Source organism: Arthrobacter alpinus (assembly GCF_900105965.1).
In the GTDB taxonomy this organism is placed as follows: domain Bacteria; phylum Actinomycetota; class Actinomycetes; order Actinomycetales; family Micrococcaceae; genus Specibacter; species Specibacter alpinus.
The window spans coordinates 1,162,255-1,180,812 of record NZ_FNTV01000001.1 but is presented as its reverse complement, the minus strand read 5'-3'; the positions used below and the strand labels follow the sequence as shown (position 1 = coordinate 1,180,812).

18 protein-coding genes are annotated in these 18,558 nt (G+C 58.4%); 8 read left to right on the top strand and 10 right to left on the bottom strand.

Features of this window, described 5'->3' with window-relative positions; all coding sequences use genetic code 11:
* Positions 1–140 precede the first annotated feature (140 nt).
* The 4 genes from BLV41_RS22400 to kynA form a co-directional block, all read right to left on the bottom strand.
* Positions 141–350 carry a hypothetical protein gene (locus tag BLV41_RS22400; protein ID WP_244516744.1) on the bottom strand — a complete coding sequence of 70 codons (210 nt, stop codon included), beginning with the start codon at positions 348–350 and terminating at the stop codon, positions 141–143.
* A 368-nt stretch (positions 351–718) separates the two neighbouring features.
* On the bottom strand, positions 719–1,585 hold the full coding sequence (locus BLV41_RS22920) for a PaaX family transcriptional regulator (RefSeq protein WP_342028176.1): 867 nt from the start codon (positions 1,583–1,585) through the stop codon (positions 719–721).
* Positions 1,585–2,829, bottom strand: a complete 1,245-nt coding sequence (locus tag BLV41_RS05575) for a kynureninase (protein ID WP_074710930.1) — start codon at positions 2,827–2,829, stop codon at positions 1,585–1,587. Before BLV41_RS05575 ends, BLV41_RS22920 begins: the two co-directional genes overlap by 1 nt.
* A 40-nt stretch (positions 2,830–2,869) precedes the next feature.
* Positions 2,870–3,739, bottom strand: a complete 870-nt coding sequence (gene kynA / locus BLV41_RS05570; protein ID WP_074710929.1) for a tryptophan 2,3-dioxygenase — start codon at positions 3,737–3,739, stop codon at positions 2,870–2,872.
* Positions 3,740–3,976: 237 nt separating this feature from the next.
* On the opposite strand from kynA, the gene BLV41_RS05565 reads away from it, so the two are divergent.
* Complete coding sequence (locus BLV41_RS05565; protein WP_244516742.1) at positions 3,977–4,669, top strand: alpha/beta hydrolase; 693 nt, start codon at positions 3,977–3,979, stop codon at positions 4,667–4,669.
* Between the two features lie 678 nt (positions 4,670–5,347).
* On the opposite strand, the gene BLV41_RS22025 is transcribed toward BLV41_RS05565, so the two are convergent.
* A complete protein-coding gene (locus tag BLV41_RS22025; protein WP_170835430.1) occupies positions 5,348–5,521 on the bottom strand; it encodes a hypothetical protein in 174 nt (57 codons plus the stop codon).
* 526 nt (positions 5,522–6,047) lie between these two features.
* On the bottom strand, positions 6,048–6,344 hold the full coding sequence (locus tag BLV41_RS05560) for a transposase (RefSeq protein WP_244516988.1): 297 nt from the start codon (positions 6,342–6,344) through the stop codon (positions 6,048–6,050).
* Between the two features lie 460 nt (positions 6,345–6,804).
* Between BLV41_RS05560 and BLV41_RS21590 the strand changes: the two genes are divergently transcribed.
* Positions 6,805–7,215, top strand: coding sequence for a hypothetical protein (locus tag BLV41_RS21590; RefSeq protein ID WP_139244224.1), 411 nt, complete (start codon positions 6,805–6,807; stop codon positions 7,213–7,215).
* Positions 7,216–7,363: 148 nt separating this feature from the next.
* Here BLV41_RS21590 and BLV41_RS05555 read toward each other — a convergent pair whose 3' ends face one another.
* The 3 genes from BLV41_RS05555 to BLV41_RS05545 form a co-directional block, all read right to left on the bottom strand.
* On the bottom strand, positions 7,364–8,554 hold the full coding sequence (locus BLV41_RS05555; protein WP_074710926.1) for an LLM class flavin-dependent oxidoreductase: 1,191 nt from the start codon (positions 8,552–8,554) through the stop codon (positions 7,364–7,366).
* A gap of 81 nt (positions 8,555–8,635) precedes the next feature.
* Positions 8,636–9,295, bottom strand: coding sequence for a methionine ABC transporter permease (locus tag BLV41_RS05550; RefSeq protein WP_044573296.1), 660 nt, complete (start codon positions 9,293–9,295; stop codon positions 8,636–8,638).
* Positions 9,292–10,377 carry a methionine ABC transporter ATP-binding protein gene (locus BLV41_RS05545; protein WP_074710925.1) on the bottom strand — a complete coding sequence of 362 codons (1,086 nt, stop codon included), beginning with the start codon at positions 10,375–10,377 and terminating at the stop codon, positions 9,292–9,294. The genes BLV41_RS05550 and BLV41_RS05545 overlap by 4 nt, the downstream gene beginning before the upstream one ends.
* Before the next feature lie 244 nt (positions 10,378–10,621).
* Here BLV41_RS05545 and BLV41_RS05540 point away from each other — a divergent pair, with 244 nt between their 5' ends.
* The 5 genes from BLV41_RS05540 to BLV41_RS05520 all read left to right on the top strand — a co-directional run bounded on the left by BLV41_RS05540 (position 10,622) and on the right by BLV41_RS05520 (position 15,317).
* Positions 10,622–11,500 (top strand): MetQ/NlpA family ABC transporter substrate-binding protein, encoded by an 879-nt coding sequence (locus BLV41_RS05540; RefSeq protein ID WP_074710924.1) that lies wholly within the window; start codon positions 10,622–10,624, stop codon positions 11,498–11,500.
* A gap of 83 nt (positions 11,501–11,583) precedes the next feature.
* Complete coding sequence (locus tag BLV41_RS05535) at positions 11,584–12,915, top strand: LLM class flavin-dependent oxidoreductase (RefSeq protein WP_074710923.1); 1,332 nt, start codon at positions 11,584–11,586, stop codon at positions 12,913–12,915.
* 40 nt (positions 12,916–12,955) lie between these two features.
* A complete protein-coding gene (locus BLV41_RS05530) occupies positions 12,956–13,504 on the top strand; it encodes a GNAT family N-acetyltransferase (protein ID WP_083360612.1) in 549 nt (182 codons plus the stop codon).
* Positions 13,505–13,901: 397 nt separating this feature from the next.
* On the top strand, positions 13,902–14,729 hold the full coding sequence (locus BLV41_RS05525) for a VOC family protein (RefSeq protein WP_074710922.1): 828 nt from the start codon (positions 13,902–13,904) through the stop codon (positions 14,727–14,729).
* Positions 14,730–14,867: 138 nt separating this feature from the next.
* The gene (locus tag BLV41_RS05520; protein ID WP_074710921.1) at positions 14,868–15,317 is read left to right on the top strand and encodes a DUF6228 family protein; all 450 of its coding nucleotides are present in this window, start codon (positions 14,868–14,870) and stop codon (positions 15,315–15,317) included.
* Between the two features lie 830 nt (positions 15,318–16,147).
* On the opposite strand, the gene BLV41_RS05515 is transcribed toward BLV41_RS05520, so the two are convergent.
* Entirely contained in the window at positions 16,148–17,137 is a 990-nt protein-coding gene (locus BLV41_RS05515; RefSeq protein ID WP_083360611.1) for a nitrilase-related carbon-nitrogen hydrolase, read from the bottom strand.
* Between the two features lie 169 nt (positions 17,138–17,306).
* Between BLV41_RS05515 and BLV41_RS05510 the strand changes: the two genes are divergently transcribed.
* A complete protein-coding gene (locus BLV41_RS05510) occupies positions 17,307–18,224 on the top strand; it encodes a LysR family transcriptional regulator (RefSeq protein ID WP_074710920.1) in 918 nt (305 codons plus the stop codon).
* Positions 18,225–18,558 lie beyond the last annotated feature (334 nt).

Sequence of the window (18,558 nt, the reverse complement as noted above, 5' to 3'; positions counted from 1 at the left end):
GATAGTCCCCCGCATCAGCCAGGGAATTCCTGATACAGCCTTCAGGTCAGTCCAGCCACGCTCCGCCTGAACAGATGCGAATCGAAGTCGTATTCGTTTTTCTTTGCCGGCCGCTGAACCTTCTCAATCCTTGACATGCTCTAAAGATGGTCCACAGCTTCAGTGTCACCGAGCCATTCCACCGATTCCCTGCCAAGACCCGCCGCGATAGCCATCGCCGTTTCACACCACGACGGGAAGCGGTCGCTCATGCGAGTGGCAAGACTTCCATCCGCGCTCGTTGACACCGCGACAAGCTGAGCAGCAAGTTCCAACAGCGAGACGCGGGCCTGATCTGAGCTCTCCGACATCAGGACATGCGCCTCACCATCGCGGAGAGTGACCCGAACGGGGGATCCACTGCAGCCGCAAACACATCGGCAGGCACGCGACTCAGCTCAGATGAGCGAAAAGTCGTTCTGGACGGGGTTAGTGCACTCAGACCCCAACTCCTACTCAGAACGTGTCCTGAACCCAAGTGGCTCTGAGTGCAATTCTTTCGCCCAGGAGGCAAGCAAAGGCCAGGGCAGTCCCCTGCTTTGGTTGTCGGGCCCAGGGTCCCCGGCGTATTGGTACAAAAATCTAAAACCAAGCGATTACCTGGTGTCACCTGCGCCATTGATGGCACCCCGCGTTACGGCCGGAATCCATATTTTGTGGCCACGCCCCTAATCAGCAATCACGTCACTGCCATCCCAACCTCGGTGGCAACACCCGAATCCTCCTGCAGAATGGTTTGCACAAATGCCAGGCTGGGGCGCTCATGTGATCTACGGATGGCCAGGAATAGTTCGATGCATCGTCCACCCGGCCAGTCGTTAGGGAGGCAGGTCGCAGGAAGGCCTGGGTCTACGTAGGGGATGACCCGCCACCGGTCAATGCACTTCACGTACGTGGCGAATGTGTCCGAGTCGGCTGGTACCGATTCTGTCTCCACGGCACCGTATTCGGTGCAAAAATCCTTGTGAAGGCCGGCGAGGTAGTCTAGATCCCACCATTCACTGACTATCTCCCGAAGGTCTCCGGCTACTTCTGGTGTCCGTGTGGTGAACAGAACCGCTTGACGCTGAAGGTCGAGATCCTTCAGTATCACGTTGACTTCCTCTCGCAGGAAGTCGGGGCATACCCAAAGTCCAGGGGCGACTGTCCCGCATCCAATCCAGCTGAGCTGGCGTCTGAGTTGATGTCGGCGCTCCCGCTGGGCCTCCGGTACAGAAAATGAGATGAGGCACCAGGAATCGTCCGGCTGCATGTTTCGGGGAAAGTTGATCCTCCGATCCCCTCTGGAATACAACATGTCTGCTGCGTCTGTGAGTGCAAATCCCTTCGTTCCTGCTTTGACCTCCGCTATCAGAACACCCTTCTGCTTCAGGCGGGTTAGCGCCGTTCGCGTGAGTTCCACTGGGACGTCCAGGACCTCCATGAGATCTGTCAGGGATTTGGCGGGCATCCACCCACCGCATTGGCGCAGGTAGAGACCTATTGTTGTTCGAAGCAGAGAAACGACGCTGCCCGGCCGCGAGAAGGTATCATCCAGGACGGACACTATAGGGCCTCGGTGAGGACATCGCGGATGGCGGACATTCCTGCTTCCAGTTCGGAAAAACTGGTGCTGAGGGGTGATAACCCAATGCGAAGACCGTGTGGTGGGCGGAAGTCGGGGATGACGCCCACATCCCAAAGCCGCGCGGTGACCTCGGCGAACTTTGGATGATTGATTGTGATGTGGGACCCTCTCTCGGCAGGGTCACGAGGACTGACCATTTCAGCCCCGAGTGGTGCCAGCCACTGGTCGGCCAGCGTGACGGCGTGGGCGGTCAGTGCTACAGACTTCGCTCGGATTGCAAGCATGCCGGCTTCGGCAATGAGTTCCAGCATATGCTTTAGGGGCTGCATCGCGAGCACCGGAGGGGTGCCGGTTATGAACCTGCGAATTCCTGCCGCGGGTTCATAATTTGGTGACATGCCGAAGGGTTGGCTGGCGCCCATCCAGCCCCAGATCGGCTGTTGGAGGCGATCTTGCAACTCACTCCTGACGTAGGCGAACGCCGGCGCCCCAGGGCCCCCGTTGAGGTATTTGTAGGTGCAACCGACTGCTATATCCACGCCCCAGTCGTCGAGGTGCATTGGGACCGAACCGACCGAGTGGCAAACGTCCCACAGCATCAACGCGCCTGCGCCCTGGACGAGTTTAGTGATGGTCGGTGCATCGGCGAGGAAGCCTGAACGGTAAGCCACATGGCTGAGCACGACCACGGCCGTGCGGGGTCCGAGGAGGCCTAGCAGGTCCTCCGGGCGGACACCGCTGGCAGCGTCTGGCTCAATCCATCGGATCGTTGCTCCGCGTTCGGCCGCAATGCCTTCGACGATGAAACGATCCGTCGGAAAGTTGTCCCGATCAAGGACTATCTCGTCCCTGCCAGACGGCATGGATCCGTCCAAGGCTGCTCGGATGAGTTTGTAGAGCAGGACGGAGGTGGAGTCTCCGACGACGGTCTGACCAGGTGCGGCGCCAAGTACCGCATCGGCCAACTTATCGCCGACCTGGGTTGGCTCGTCCATCCATCGCTCATCCCAACTACGGATGAGCCGCGCTCCCCACTCGTTGTCGATGAAGTCGGCCATGCGTCCCTTTGTTGCAGCCAAGGGCCGTCCCAGAGAGTTTCCGTCAAGGTAGGCCACGATCCTGTCTTCCGTGGAGTCCAGAAAATAATCTCGGTATCTCCGCAGGGGGTCAGACTCGTCCAATAGGGATGCAGCGGTTGCGGTGTGATCGGATGTGGAAGTCATCGTGTCATCTTTCTTTGCCGTAAGTCGTTTCCGGGCAGCCTCAGTTGCCGATTTCAGTCCGAACTGCGTACAGCTCTGGGAAAAAAGTTAGGTCCAAGGCACGTCGGAGGAAGTCGACGCCCGATGATCCGCCGGTCCCCGCCTTAAACCCGATGGTCCGTTGAACCGTCCGCAGATGGCGAAAGCGCCAAGCCTGGAAGTTGTCTTCAAGATCGACCAGATCCTCGCACGCCTCGTAGTATCCCCAGGGCGTCTCATCCGATTCGTAGATCTTTTTGAAAACAGGAACAAGGGACTTCTGGAAGACCCAGGGTAAACGGACATCGCGATGAAGAATGTCCGCACTTATGTCGTACCCTTCCCGGGCCAAGGCTCTCAGGAAAACGTCGTAGATTGTCGGTTCCTCCAACAGCCCAGAGAGCAGTTTGTGGGCTTCGGGCTCGCTCTCAAAGACTTTGAGCATGTTGGCGTTCTTATTGCCGAGAATGAACTCGACCGCTCGGTATTGGTACGACTGAAATCCCGACGAGCTCCCCAAGGCGCCCCGGAACTGAGCATACTCGCGTGGTGTGAGTGTCCCCAGGACCGACCACTGTTCTGTCATCGTTCGTTGAATCGCTTTGACCCGGGCCAGACACTTCAATGCCTTGCCAAGATCGGATTGGTCCATGAGTCGGCGCGACTCCAGAAGCTCGTGCAAGACGAGCTTCAACCACAGCTCGCTCGTCTGGTGCTGAATGATGAACAATAGCTCATCATGGTGTTCCGGCTTGCTCAACGGATGTTGGGAAGTGAGTAGGCTGTCGAGGCCCAAATAACAACCGTAGGACATGGTGTCTTTGAAGTCAGTCCGAACTGATTCTTCTATGTCCCTAACAGCAGTGCGCGGCGTACTTTTGGGGGTTGTCATTTACAAACAATATCACCCATGCGACGATCGTCAAGGTATTGAATTTCCGGTGCGGTGCCGATAGGATTCTGCTGACGCCACTTTTGCCGCGAGTTCAGCCGGTACTATCAAAAATCTCACCAGACGGGTCTCATCGTGGGAGCGCTACGAAAAGTTATCGCCTACGGGCCCCATAGTGATCAGTGGGGTGAGCTGTTTCTCCCAGGACTGCCTACAGATCGTGGCGTTCCTAGCATTGTGGTCGTCATCCATGGAGGTTACTGGCGAGAGGGATACACCGCAGAGCTTGGCATCCCTGTGGCCCTCGACCTCATGGCCCGTGGGTTCGCCGTGTGGAACTTGGAATACCGGCGTGCCGGCTCCGATGGGGCTGAAGGCGCAGGCGGGTGGCCGGCGACGTTTGAGGACGTCGCATCAGGAATCGACGCGCTGATAGGAATTGCCCATCAGTATGGTCTTAACCAACTCAAGATAGCGGCCCTCGGGCATTCCGCTGGCGGACACCTGGCAGTCTGGGCTGCCGGTCGGGGCACCCTCCCGGACGGTGCTCCAGGGGCGAACCCGAAAGCATCCCTCATAGGCGTCGTTAGTCAAGCAGGGCTCCTGGACTTCACTGCTGCATGGAGACTAAACCTCAGCGCTGGTGCCGTTGAAAACTTGATGGGGTCAACACCTGCCGAGCAGGCGGCTCACTACACCGTAGCCGACCCCATAGCCCACTTGCCTGTCGGTGTACCCATCCATGCTGTCCACAGCAGTGAAGACGAGAGCGTCCCTTTCGGGATCTCTCAGGCTTACGTTGCAGCCGCAGTGTCCGCCGGGGACCCTGCCGAGCTACACGAGACATCAGGGGATCATCTTGCAATTATCACTCCCGGTACGGCCGCATATGAGACCAGCCGTTTGCTGATCGAGAAGCTCCTCTTGTAGGAGTGCCCGTTGCCACGTCACCAGCGCGAGCAAAGTGAGCTGGGTTGGACTAGGACAAATCTAGCGCGGTGCTGCGAAAATGCCGACACATCGCGGGAACACTTATACACGAAAACCCCCTGCGACTAGGCGATTTACCATGCTCAAGGTGCTGTGCAATCTCAGGACTTGGTTACTGGAATGGTTGAGCGTTTCCGCCTAGGGAGCTATTCGCCCCTTGTGGCGGCTACCAGGAATCTTGGAACGCCCCGAGGCGACGGGTACCGGGCCGTTCCATGCCCGCGGCGTGCTCCGTTGGGACCCTAGACCTTGCACCTGGATTACTGGCCGGGCCCATCAGGCAAAAAAGAAACACCCCGATCCGAAGACCGAGATGTAACTTTTTTTCCGTGCCCAAGATGGGATTCGAACCAAACTCTAGCCTCCGGAAACAAAGAGAAGTCCCGACACCCTGAAGATCTCCGGCCCAGAACGACTCAGTCCGGAAGGAAAGGTGTTCCGGGCCGGAACAATCCGACCACCACGGTTCCCGGCTAGGTGTTCCCCTCAACGACGAACGATGATGACGACTGCACACCCACGTCGTCGCCGACAAGACGGTGACATGGATTCCGAGACGGTTCGCTTTGAACCAGCTGAACGCCAGGATCCAAATGAGACCGGTCGAACAGTCGCCGATTATGCTTCGGTCACGCTTACGGTGAACTGATTGGGCCCGCTTCGCGTAACCTTCACTAGGTCTCTCGGAGCGTTGGACTTAGTGGAAACGTGGGTAATCGCCATTTCCAAGGTGTGGTCGATCGTGGAGCGGTCCCAGATCTTCAGGGTCAGAGAATTGGATTCAAAGTTCATGCGCCATTGCTTTCTTTGATTGATTTCCGGCTGCCTCTTCCTCGAGGCAACAGCGTCAGCCTATGCGACCAAACGCACCTAACAGGGCGCATTGTGACTGAGAACATAGCTTGAGGTGTGTCAAGCATGCGGACAGTTCGTCTTGTTTTACGGGTTAGGCACCGGCGGGTAGCTGCTGGTGTTGGCGGTAGCCCTCGGTTGTGGGTGTGGGACCTCCAACGGTTGTAGAAGACCCCGATGCAGCGCATGGTTGCGCGCCTGGCTTCTTGGCGGTTGGTGGAGCTGCAGTGGTGGTCGGACTCGTTTTGATGGTTGGGCACGACCATGCGGTTCCCGAAGATCCCGTCCGACAATTGGTGGATGGTCCGCACCTGATCCGTCAGCTCCCGACGGCGGATACTCGTTGGTGTCGCTCGAACTCCTTTCCAGCGGTATTGCGAGGAAGGTGCAACTTGTAGTTGTCGGCACATCCAAGCCACTTGATCTCCGGCGTTCTCCTCCTGTTGAACAAGACTGTGGCTGGTATCTACCGTTGTTCTTTGGCTAAGAATGCCGACACTTTTTTCAGAAACTCATTCTCCCTTTTAACCCCTTTCAAGTGGGCTTCCAGGGCCTTGTATTTCGCAGCGTCCACCGGCTGCTCAGGCTTCACAACGGCGCTTCCTGGCATTTCGTGGGCGAGCTTCACCCAGCGCTTGAGTGCAGTCAGGGAGATACCGAGCTCAGCTGCCACGAGAGCTGCTGGGCGGCCCGAGGAATCAACTAGTGCGACAGCATCAGCTTTGAACTGATCGGAATAAGTTGGCCGAGAAGACTTGGACAGAATCCTTTCAGCAACTATCCAACATCAGTAGTACACCTCAAAGGGAAGCAGCGAACCAACGCTGCAGTACGGCCCAATACGACGCAGTCCGGGCCAGTCCGACAAGAAAAGTGTTGGCAGTGTCAACGAACGACGTTAACGCCCAAACCCTCCTCCGTTTCCTGCGCCATGGATGCGAAAGCCACCATACGGCGACTCAATGGATTGCGGAAGAGATGACGCCATGACATTTGAGAGCAACATCGACAGACCGGCTGCGGCCGGGGCCTTGATCCGCCACCAGTGACTGAGTCGAGCCTGGTTGAAACAGGCGTTGGCTGATGCAGCCGGCGTCTCACGGAAGTCCCTCATTGATCCCGAGCGGGCCATGACCGTGCCGAACTCCGCAAGACCATGGCAGACCTAGGAACGCTAGGACTCTCCTTCTCCGCCACTACGCCTATCCCCCGCGATAGTGACCATGACCCGGAACGGCGCGACTAAGCAGCCACCTTCACTGACCTACTCGCCCCGGAAGGACTGCGAATTCGCCATAGAGATGCTCGCCGGCTACGCCAGCGAACTCACCGGAGACCCAATTCTGGTCCTACTCCATGAACGCGCCAAGCGGGGCGGCTCGTGGCAATCGTGGCGACATCAAGCTCATCGGTGGCGCCGCGCCCGTCCTGCAAGGCATCGGCAACAGCCTCGCCAGCCACGTCGGCGCCAGCTACGCCGAGATAACCACCAGTACGATCTGGCCAGCGACTGGTTCAAATCCAACCCGTCAGCATTCACGCCCGACAACGCCACCGGCACCGTCGACGCAGCAGCAACACTCCTCCCGGAGCAGGGTCACGAACTAAACGCCGCGGATGACAACCGGAATTGATCTTGCGGCGACTCAGCACATGCCGCAGGTGCACGACAAACTGGGCGTGGAAACTGCCGCGATTCTTATTGCGTTGAAACCCCTTAGCCGGGACGGGGCTTCGTATCGCCGCTTGCCCATTCGCTGGCAGGCAGGACGGCGACGCGAATTACACCGCGGTGCTGGATGAATTCTCCCCCGGTTGGCGTGCCAGCGCCCGCTCGCGCGCCTTGGCTTGGCGTTCCCGCAGCTCGGCGGGGGTCACACCGGCCTCTCGGCGGGCCACTTCAGCCTTGAGTGCCGGGATCACGTGGGTGCCGAACTCGACAGCGTCCGGGACAAAGTCGTATCCTCGCAGGCCAAAAATCTCAAAACCCATCTCGTAGTAGTCCAGAAGTGCCTGTGCCACGGTCTCGTAGCTTCCCACCAGGGCAGTCGCACTTCCCCCGCCGCCTCTTCCAGCTTTGGCGATGGCGGTCCACAGTGCCCGGTCATGGTGGTCGGCACGCTCTGCTGCCGCCAAGAGACGCTGGGTGCCGGCCGCTTCCGGCTTGTCCGTGTAGTGCCGGACCTTGTCAATGACCTCGCCCTTTGCCCGGCGTGATTGCAGGACCCCGAGGATGGAGTGTGCCTTTTCCCAGGCAAGTTCATCGGTGGCCGCCACGATGGGCCTGAAGGCGATCTGCCAGCGCAGCGGATCAGTCCGGCCAAGCTCAGCCGCCCGCGCAAGAATCTGGAGCTGTTGCTGTGCGGCATCAGCCAGCGGCTCACCAAACAGTGCGTAGATGTCAGCCTCGGCCGCCCCGACTGACCAGGCGGCATCGGAAGAACCGCCAAAGGAGACGCCAGGACGTTTTGCGTCGAATGGCTGCAGATCGCTGGCAAAGTTCGTGAACTGATAGAACTCTCCGTCCCAGTCAAAGGGCTCGCCGCCTTCCCACACGCGGCGGACAATCTGCATGTACTCCTGGGTCCGCCGGTATCGCTCGTCCTTTGACAGGAAGTCTCCTTCCTTGGCTTGGTCAGCCTGGCTCCCACCCGTGATGAAATGGACCGTGACCCTGCCCTGGGCGATGTGGTCCAACGTCAGGAACGACTTGGCGGCAAAAGTTGGGTGGGAAACGTTGGGTCGATGGGCCAGACGGAGCTGGATCTTCTCCGTCTTTGCAGCCACCCACGCTGCGTGGACGGCCGGATCCTGCGTGGCCGAGTTGTAGGCAAACAAGACGTGATCCCAGTTGTTGTCTTCATGGATCGTGGCAATGTGAGCTGCATAAGCGGGGTCAAATGCTGTGGTGGTGGCCGGCGTCGTCTCGGTGGCGTCGTTGCCGGCGGCCATTCCCAGGAATTCAATTGGCACTGTGGCCTCCTTCTAATTTGAAATAGTGGTCAATGTGCTTGGATCAAGCAGGAAAAACCGGACACAATCGTGAGCCGGGCATCAACGCCGCAGGATGCGCTGCGCCAACCAGTTTCCGGTCAGCTGGAGTGCCTGGACCATGACGATGATGATGACCACCGTGACCAGCGTGACTTCCCAGTTGAACTGCTGGTAGCCATACATGATGGCGAAGTTTCCCAGCCCGCCGCCTCCGATGTAGCCGGCCATGGCAGACATGTCCACGATGCCGATCATCATGAACGTGTATCCAAGGATCAAGGGGGCCATGGCCTCGGGAACTACGACGGCGGCAAGAATGTGCAGCCTGCCATCCCCCATGGCGCGGGCTGCTTCAACTACGCCAGGGTCTGAGGCCACGAGGTTTTGTTCCACGACGCGGGCGATCACAACGCCAGCCATGAGCGCCATGGGCAGGATTGCCGCTGTGGTTCCGATGGTTGTCCCCATGACCACCAGGGTGAGAGGGGCGATCGCGGTGATGAAGATGATGAATGGAATGGGCCGGATGATGTTCACGATGAAGTTCAGCACCGAAAAAATGGCCTTGTTGGCGAAGAGGTTTCCGGGCCGGGTGGCGTAGAGCGTCACCCCGAGGATGAGTCCTGCGGCGCCGCTCAGAAGCACGGTAACGAACACCATGAAGACTGTCTGACGAAACGATTCCCCTAATACCGGGAGCAGGGTTTCCCAATCGGTCATGATTTCCCTCCTAGGGATGCCAACTCCGATGACCGCCTGTCCGGAGCCAAGGTGGGCTGTTCTTCAACTGCTGTAAGGTCTGAGAGTTCCGCCAAGGCCGCGTTAACGGCCGTTTCGCTGCCAATGAGTTCGTAGGTGAGGCTGCCCAGGATTCTGTTTTGAATCTCCGTCACTCCACCAAAAACGACGGCGGCAACCAGCCCATGGCGAGTGAAAATCTCGGCAACTCTGGGCGTCGAGGCGTGCTCCGAGATTCCCACGGATACCAGCCTGCCCGGGTGTGCGGATGCCAACCTGTCCAGGGTCTCGCGGCCAGGGCTGCCGTGGACTGCCGTCGAAACAAACCTGCGGGTTGATTCGGCCCGCGGGTTGACGAACACGGAGTAGGTCTCGCCAGACTCCACCACACGTCCGTTTTCCATCATGACCACAACATCGCAAATCTCCCGGACCACATGCATTTCATGGGTGATCACAATGACGGTGGTCCCCAGCTCCTTGTTGACGCGGCGCAGCAGCTGCAGAACTTCCCTCGTGGTTTCGGGATCGAGGGCACTGGTGGCCTCATCTGCCAGCAGGATATCCGGGTTGTTCGCCAACGCCCGGGCAATGCCCACGCGCTGCTGTTGTCCCCCGGAAAGCCGGCGCGGATAGCGCCCACTCTTGTCGGCGATACCGACAAATTCGAGCAATTCCTGGACCCTTGCCTTGATGTCGGCCTTCTTCCAGCCCGCCACTTTCAAAGGGTAGGAAACATTGCCGTAGACGGTGCGGGACTTGAGCAGGTTGAACTGTTGGAAGATCATGCCGATCCCAGCTCGAACGGTGCGTAGTTCCCGTTCGGACAGGGCAGTAATGTCTTGGCCCTTGATCAGCACCGTTCCTGCAGTGGCACGTTCCAGGCCGTTGATGAGCCGGACCAGGGTGGACTTGCCGGCCCCTGAATAGCCGACGATGCCGACCACCGATCCCTGTTCGACGTCGAGACTTACGTCATCGACGGCACGTACGGCCGCTGGGCCTGAGCGGCCCTGCGCCGGGAACTCCTTTGATACGTGGTGCAACGAGACAATTGCGCTCATGGCGCCTTCCTGTGACGTGGTCAAGCCGGGTGGTGTTGCACCCGGTAAGTAGTGCTTGCCATTGCAGCAGTGCAGTCTCCGTCGAATCAATTGCGATGACACGCGGTGTCGCCAAGTTGCTTTCCATGACCGCACGCGAAGCTCTGTTGCGCCTGACTGGGAGGTCTTGGTGACCGCACATAACGTATGGGTTGGGTCATCACCCACCCCCAAAAGACCGTTCGCAACAATTCGGAGAATCGTCATGAAGAAACGCCTGTTAGTAGCCGCCGTCGGAATTGTCACCGCTCTTTCCCTCTCTGCATGCGCAGGAGCAGCCTCCGGTTCAGATTCGACAGAGGACAGCAAAGTGACTATCGGCGTCGACGATGGCGCGGAGGCGCATTGGGTAATCCTCAAGGACAAGCTGAAGGACGAAGGGATCGACCTTGAGGTCAAGAACTTTACCGACGGCGCCCAGATCAATTCAGCCACCCAACAAGACCAAGTGAACATCAACCTCTTCCAGCACCTGAAGTTCCTGTCCCAGTTCAATGTCAACAGCAAGGGCACGCTGGTTCCGGTGGGCGCAACGGCGGTCTACCCGCTGGCCTTGTACTCGGAGAAGTACAAGGCGGTTGAGGAACTCCCGGACAATGCTTCGGTGGCCATCCCCAACAATCCCACCAACCAGGCACGGGCCCTGTTGAACCTGCAAACGGCTGGGCTCCTGGAGTTGAAGGACGGCGGAAATTCGCTGTCCACCCCGGCTGAAATCGTCTCGAGCAAGATCAAGGTAACCCCTGTTGACTCGAACCAAACCGTCAACGCGCTCAAGGGCGCCACGGATGCCGCCGTCGTCAATAATTCACAAGCCCAAAAGGGTGGCTTGGGCGATGACAAAATCATCTTCAAGGAAGACCTGAACTCCGATGCACTCGCCCCGTACATCAACGTTTTCGTGATCAAGGCCGAAAACAAAGACGATCCGCGGTGGCAGAAGATTGTTGATGCCTACCACTCCCCTGAAGTTGAGGCCGCGGTGACAAAGCTCAATGGCGGGAACCTGCTGTTCAAGGCGGATTGGACGGCTGAGCAGCTTCAAAAAGTTTTGACCACCGAAGAAGACAACATCAAAAAGTAGAACCATTGGTGCGGAGCAACCCGGCTCCGCACCAGATCTTTACCCCCGGCAGGGGCCGATCCGCTGCAGAAGGACGAACCGCCATGACTCAATCGCTCGAACGTGAAAGATCCCAGATCCACTTCTTCGCTTACCTTGTGGGCACAGGAATTCATCTGGCTTCATGGCGCCATCCCCATGCCGAACCGGCGGCAAGCATCGATTTTGATCACCAGGTGCGGTTGGTAAAGGTTGCAGAGGCCGCGAAGTTCGACGCCGTATTTCTTGGGGATTCCTTGGCGATCAACGAAACCTCAAATCCGGGAATCCTCAACCGCTTTGACCCGGTGGGGCTGGCCACGGCTTTGGGGGCCGTCACCAGCAACATCGGCCTCATTGCCACGTCTTCGACGTCATACGATGAGCCGTACAACTTTGCCCGGGCTGCCCTGACAGCGGACCACATCAGCAATGGCCGGGTGGGGTGGAACGTCGTAACCACCCGGGACCTGACCAATAGTACTGGCGCCAACTTCAGTGCCACAGGACATCTCGACCACGAACTCCGCTACCGGCGCGCTGAGGAATTCGTGGAAGTAGTACATGGCTTGTGGAATTCCTGGGATTCAGATGCTTTTCCCTACGACAAGGCCGCCGGCACGTTCTTCGAGCCCGAAAAAATGCGCCGGCTGAACCACCAGGGCGAGTTCTTCCAAGTTGCGGGCCCCCTCAATATTGCACCATCCGCGCAACACTCCCCCTTGATGGCACAGGCAGGTTCCTCCGGGCCGGGGCAAAAACTGGGAGCCCGGTTCGCCAACGCCATCTTTGCCAGCCACAGGGACATTGCCGAGGCCAAAGACTTTCGCAACGCCATCCGGATGCAGGCCCACGGCTTTGGCCGCAATCCGGACGAAATCTTTATCTATCAGGCAATTTCCCCTGTGGTTGCTGACAGCGATGCACAGGCACAGGCCCGGAGCAGGGAACTGGATGCCCTCATCACAACAGAGCAAGTGCTACATTTCCTGACGGAGTACTTCGGCGGGGTCATTGATTTCACCTTATTCAACGAATCCAGCACTGTGTCCGAATCCGGCATCGCCGCCCTCACCTCGCCGCGCAGTGACTTTCGATCTGCCAGCGAACAAATTCGCGGCCGCGAAGATCAAGTGAGCCTGAAGGAGTTGTACTCAATCCTCACCGGCGACAAGCGCAATGACGACTTCATCGGAAGCCCCGAGAAGATCGCCGCGTCGCTGGCTCGATGGCACGCCGCTGGTGCAGCGGACGGTTTCAACCTCATGTTTTCCCTCTTGCCGGATGATTTGGATGCCTTTGCATCAAGAGTCATCCCGCTTTTGCAAGAACAAGGACTCGCCAGAACCGAGTACTACGGCACCACCCTCAAATCCCATTTGGGACTGACGCCCTGACACGTCCGGCCACAATCCACACACGAAAACTAGGAGCCTCATGGCTACGAAGACGCTGGCCTCCGACGAGTACCTGATTCGCGAAGCCAAAGAACCCGAGCTCAAGGAGGTAGGTGAAGTCACCTACCAAGGGTTTGACCATCATCTGCCCGGTGCCGACGCCCCGTCGCCTGAAAGGGCCGAACTCTTGCTGGACGCGGCGGTCAGGGCCCGGGAAGGAATACTGCTGGTGGCCGTGCAGCCATCCAGTGGGATATTGGTCGGCACGGCGACGTTGCTTCGGTCCGGGTCAAAGCTGTCACGACAGGCGAGACCAGGCGAGTACGAGTTACGTCTCTTGGCTGTGCACCCGCTCGCCCGGAGGTCAGGGCTTGGTTGGAAACTGCTAAAGAACTCGGCCGACCTGGCAGCCGCAGCAGGCGCACGCAGGCTGGTCCTGGATACGGCAGTGGACAACCACCGGGCGCAAGCACTCTATGTGAAATATGGCTTTGTTCGGCGCCCGGAAAGGGAAACGCCTCGCCCTGCCCCCAAAGTCCAACTGGCCGTCTACACACTAGACCTCTACACGCAGGAAAAGGTTGCCTAGCTCCACCAAAAAAAGCCAGCTGTCTGTGGAAATCCGAAGTAAGCCCGCCCGGGAATCACGTCGCCGGCGTGGAATCGAGCCGATCTGACGAGGAAACCGCCCCATTTGGCGTTGTTGAGGCTCCCGTGCACCATAAACAGGTCGAAGGGGAAAGTAGTCCGGAATCAGGCAGAAAGGAGTCGCCAACAACCAACAGCTATATCGGTGTTGGAGAAACAACACACCTCATAAGACGACCGCTCAGGGGAATCACGTGGGAACACGGCGGGCGGCTCAATCGACACAGTCCAGCAGGGATTCCTGCTTATGGACGACCATTCCGGTCGAAAGTGATGGCGCGCGGGGTACCCGGCCAGGCCCTGGCTCGCTATGCTTTGCTCATGGAGGGGAACAAGCCATGAACCAACGGACCTACCCGCAAGGCGTACCGTGTTGGATCGACACCGAACAGCCCGACGTCGAGGCTGCGACGAAGTTCTACGGCGCAATCTTCGGCTGGACATTCGAGGACGCCATACCCCCGGGGACACCAGGCCGCTACCTGACAGCCAAGCTCAACGGTCAGGATGTCGGCGGAATGTCCAGCACCCGAAATGGCGCAGCGGTGTGGAACACCTACATTGCAGTCGACGACGCAGACGCCTCCGCACAGCGGCTAGCGTCAGCCGGCGCCACTATTCAGTCAACTCCCGCCGATGTCGGCGAGGGCGGCCGCGGCGCCATCCTTGCCGATCCCGAGGGCACAGAGTTCCGCATCTGGCAGGCCAATCGGCGTCAGGGATCACAAGTGGCCAACCTTCCCGGGGCTTGGAACTTCAGCGACCTCCACACCTCCAACCCCAGCGCCGCGATGGCGTTCTACCGGGACGCGTTCGGTTGGCAGGTCGACGATCTCGGCTACGGGCTACTCATCCGCAAGCCCGGCTACGGCGACCATCTTGAAGCGACAACCGATCCCGGCATCAGGGCACGGCAAGCCGCAGTGGCCACCCCATCCGGATTCGAGGACGCGATCGCCTGGATCTCAGACGCAACCCCGAATGAACCGCCGCACTGGCACGTAACATTCACCGTTGCGGACCGGGACCAAACGGTGGCCGATGCCGAACGGCTCGGCGCCCACGTCCTAAGCCAAAACGAAACCTACTGGACTCGCGAAGCTCTGATCCGCGACCCCCAGGGAGCAGAGTTCACCGCCAGCCAGTTCACACCCCCATCTGGTTGAGCCGCTCACGGATTACACGCGGGCGCCTTCCAATAAGCTGCTCATGACCGATGGGGCAGCCTCAAATTTGTGAAGCCAAAGCTGGATGGCTGGGTACCGGCGATGGTCTAGCACCCCATGGAGGAAGTCTCCCAATAAATGGTCAAACCATTCGAGCCTCTGATGGAGAACTGGGTCATGAATGCGGCGAAAATCGGACATCAGCGTGCGCCCAAATTCGACGTTGAACGAACCTCTCGCAACCTGTCTGGGACAACGAACTACCTCACAGTTGCCGCAGAACTGGAAGGACTTCGAGCCAAGAAGAGCATCTACGATTTCGACGGGTGGTCGGGGCTCTTGTCCTTTTTCGAAGGGCTGGCAGTCAGTTGGCGCGGCTGGGACGGGGAGAAGAATTTTCACTCCCTAGAGGGAGTTTTTAGGTTGTCCGCGAAGCACGATGGACATGTCCGGCTCCGTTTGGAGCTTGAGGACTTCGACCGACCGGATACATGGACGATTAAGGCGGAAGTCACTTTAGATCCCGGCGAAGACCTGACTGCGGCATCGGCCGAGCTCAGGGACTTAGTTGCCACCCAGGAACCGTGAACTCCTGGCGCAATCTTCAGCCCCAGGACAGAACCCTCGTTGCCGTCTATGGCGGCGACACTCGTGCTGATGAATACGTGAACATGTCTTTTGGTCAAGGAGATCGCCGCTGAAGACTAGGCTCCTCGCCCCACCACGGCTTGGTCACGACTAGGACTTCACCATCGCCGAGGGTGTCGAGGGGAATCATGTCCTCATTCATCCCGCGAATTCCAAGCCCAAGGTGGGATTTGAATGGCAGATCCCAGCTGTAGGCTCTAGGGACTCTTTAGGCTTGCCAGACTTGGTCTTTGACCGTTGCTCTTGGGGAACAGGCGCAACAACAGTAGCTACTAACTTGCTGTGACTTCTACTTCAAAGAGGTACGTTACCGGTGACTCGGTTGCATTCCCTGCAATCACGAACTCACTAGTTTCAGATGCCAAATGCCGTGCCATCGTCGTTGACTGAACCCGCTGCAAGTGTTAGACGTGGCCAGCCGGGGGCTAGCCACCACCAACACTTACAGATCATGGGGAAATTGCCCGATGGCCGGCTACTGCTCGCTAGCATAAAAATGAAGTGGCCAACCTATTGGGGGACGGTTGGCCACTTCAACTAAGACAGTACAGCGACACCCTGACCGTTAGCTTGGCACCAGCTCGGAAGCAGCTGTAAGTCCTCTTTGGCGACCTTTCTAACGATCAACACTTATGCTCAACGGGCGGGAGTGCTAACGCCAACCGAAAGCAGGGCCACCAACCATCATGGATGGTTGGTGGCAACGTGGCCGGGCCCTGGCACGAAGGGGGTTTAGTGCGCCCGCGGAGAATACCTGAAAGGTTTTTCCATTACCTATTGATGTCGACTGGAGATTGGGAGAAACGCGCGGCACGGGCACCTAGCTCGTTGCCCTGCGTTTGGCCCAGAATGGCGTAAAGCTCAGGTCGGCGTCCCCGGAGCCATCGCCTGCCGGTTGAAAGAGGTACGAGACCCAAGTCGAGATTGGCCGTAACAATTGCCTCATCGGCAACCCAAGTTTCGGCGATAACTGCTCCGTAGGGGTCGATAATCATGGCGTTGCCTGTCCGGATTTCGTCGTCGTCGCGGCCAACGCCGTTGCTAAACAGGACGAACAACCCATTGTCATGGGCACGAGCCGGCAGCCAACGCATGAGCCATTCGCGGCCGTTGGGTCCACGGAAAGCATTCTGAATCGCCTCAGGGTCGACTGCGCGGCGTTCCCAGAGTTCAGCCGGTATGGGTTTCATCCCGCGCGGGCTTGCTGAGTTCGTTCCCCCAGTCTGATGCGGAGCCACGAGGACTGTAGCGCCCAAGAGTGCCGTTGCCCGGACATTCTCAACAATATTGTTGTCCCAACAGATCAGTATTCCAATCCGGACGCCCCACGGGGTGTCAAAGACAGTGAAGTTCGATCCGCTCTCGATGGCGTCGTGCTCGAAAGCGTGAAGCTTGCGGTGTGTGTGAACCGCCCCGTTAGGAAGGCAAATTGTGTACGAGTTGTACAACATCCCGTCGCTGCCGGCCTCCAGGTATCCCACGCCGATCCCCACGCCCAGGTCAACGGCCAGGTCCTTGACAGCTCTGACATGCGCGCCGCTTTCGGGTTTTGCAAGCTCAAGCAATCGTTCAGATGAATGATTGCGCAGGTGCCAGTAGCCAATCAAGGACATTTCCGGAAACGCGACGAGTTGTGCACCATCGCCTGCTGCCTTGATGGCCAACCTTCGGACTGTCCTGAGGTTAAGGTCGGGCCGGTCCGGGACAGGTTCGAACTGGACTACAGAGGCTCGAAGAATGGGCAGTGAATCGGTGGGCATCGGATTCTCCTAGATAGTATTTTCCTCCAATGCTTGTGTTTGTTATCCATTCTGTCCAATGAATCTTTAGTGCCTTTCGATTCCACAAGGGCATGGATGCAAGTTCAGATTCGGGCACCAGATGCATCACACTGGTGAATGGTTAGCGCTACTTCGATAGAATGAATAAATGGAATTACGACTGTTGCGCTCGTTCATTGCTGTTGCCGATAGTCGGAACTTCGGAGCCGCAGCGAGATCACTGTCGACAACCCAGCCGTCCCTCACCAAGCAAATTCAGGTCTTGGAACGGCAGACAGGAAGCGTTCTCTTTACCCGAGGTCGTCATGGTGCGGCATTGACACCGGCAGGGAAGGCGTTGCTGGTCGATGCACTTGAACTGGTCCGCAGAGCAGATGCGCTGGATCATCGAATGATGCGTATTGCGGCGGGAACAGAGGGCGTTCTGAATGTGGGGTTCGGCATGTCGGCGATCGACATTGCACCCCGCGCGGTGGCCGACTTCCGTGCCAGCCATCCCGGGATCGACGTCGGACTCGAGGACATGTCCTCATCCGCGCAGTTTGCTGCCATCAGTGCCGGGACCCTCAGTATTGGATTTGTTCGCCTGCCAGCACCGCCGGCCATCGCGACGCGCACAATTCGCCGCGATCAACTGGCTCTAGCAGTCCCAATCGGCGAGGAAAATCCGAAGCTGAATCGCGAATCCCTGCGAAATTGGCTCGATTCCCGTGCTCTGATCCGCCTTGTACCCGAGCGTGGCCCCGGTCTGGCATCCCAAATCAAACAATTGTTCGCCGATTTGGGTTGCAGCCCGAGTTTTTTGTACGAGACATCCGACTTGCTGACCGTGCTGGCGCTCGTTGCTGCTGGTGCGGGTTCATCCCTGGTCCCGGCCAGTACGTCAGCGATCATTCCCGAAGGGGTGCTGTTGATTCCGCTCGATTTTGAATCAGCGACCTGGAATATCGGAGCCGCGTGGCTGAGGGAAAGCAAGGATCCGCTGATTCCCCTCTTCCTTGAGTCAGTACGAGTACCACGCGAAAGTGCCACTCCGAGGGCCAGCCTGACAGACGTTCGGGGTTGAGCACTTCCCCCAAGACACAACTCAGATCAGTAGCCCAACATGACGGAGACTCTGACCGAGGGCACTGACACGTTCGCGAGTCGAAGCCCGGACTTGAGCGGCCTGGACCAAACCCGGCGAGGACGAACCAATTGGAGGACCAACGGAACATGCGAGCCCTAGGCCTTCTATGATTCCGCATGGCAGGCCTAAGACCTCTTCCATCGATTCCTCCCTGAACACGACTTCGGCGCCCCGTCCTCAAGGACAGCTTGCACTTCTGTGTCCGGAACGTCCGCTTAGGGTCCTGGGTGCATGAACTTGGAGAACTTTGGGGCTTTCACATCGCGGGATG

Coding starts and splice junctions, on each gene's coding strand:
- BLV41_RS22400 (WP_244516744.1), bottom strand. CDS start 350: ATGTCGGAGAGCTCAGATCAGGCCCGCGTCTCGCTGTTGGAACTTGCT.
- BLV41_RS05575 (WP_074710930.1), bottom strand. CDS start 2,829: ATGACTTCCACATCCGATCACACCGCAACCGCTGCATCCCTATTGGAC.
- kynA (WP_074710929.1), bottom strand. CDS start 3,739: ATGACAACCCCCAAAAGTACGCCGCGCACTGCTGTTAGGGACATAGAA.
- BLV41_RS22025 (WP_170835430.1), bottom strand. CDS start 5,521: ATGAACTTTGAATCCAATTCTCTGACCCTGAAGATCTGGGACCGCTCC.
- BLV41_RS21590 (WP_139244224.1), top strand. CDS start 6,805: ATGACCCGGAACGGCGCGACTAAGCAGCCACCTTCACTGACCTACTCG.
- BLV41_RS05550 (WP_044573296.1), bottom strand. CDS start 9,295: ATGACCGATTGGGAAACCCTGCTCCCGGTATTAGGGGAATCGTTTCGT.
- BLV41_RS05545 (WP_074710925.1), bottom strand. CDS start 10,377: ATGAGCGCAATTGTCTCGTTGCACCACGTATCAAAGGAGTTCCCGGCG.
- BLV41_RS05540 (WP_074710924.1), top strand. CDS start 10,622: ATGAAGAAACGCCTGTTAGTAGCCGCCGTCGGAATTGTCACCGCTCTT.
- BLV41_RS05535 (WP_074710923.1), top strand. CDS start 11,584: ATGACTCAATCGCTCGAACGTGAAAGATCCCAGATCCACTTCTTCGCT.
- BLV41_RS05530 (WP_083360612.1), top strand. CDS start 12,956: ATGGCTACGAAGACGCTGGCCTCCGACGAGTACCTGATTCGCGAAGCC.
- BLV41_RS05525 (WP_074710922.1), top strand. CDS start 13,902: ATGAACCAACGGACCTACCCGCAAGGCGTACCGTGTTGGATCGACACC.
- BLV41_RS05520 (WP_074710921.1), top strand. CDS start 14,868: ATGGTCAAACCATTCGAGCCTCTGATGGAGAACTGGGTCATGAATGCG.
- BLV41_RS05515 (WP_083360611.1), bottom strand. CDS start 17,137: ATGCCCACCGATTCACTGCCCATTCTTCGAGCCTCTGTAGTCCAGTTC.
- BLV41_RS05510 (WP_074710920.1), top strand. CDS start 17,307: ATGGAATTACGACTGTTGCGCTCGTTCATTGCTGTTGCCGATAGTCGG.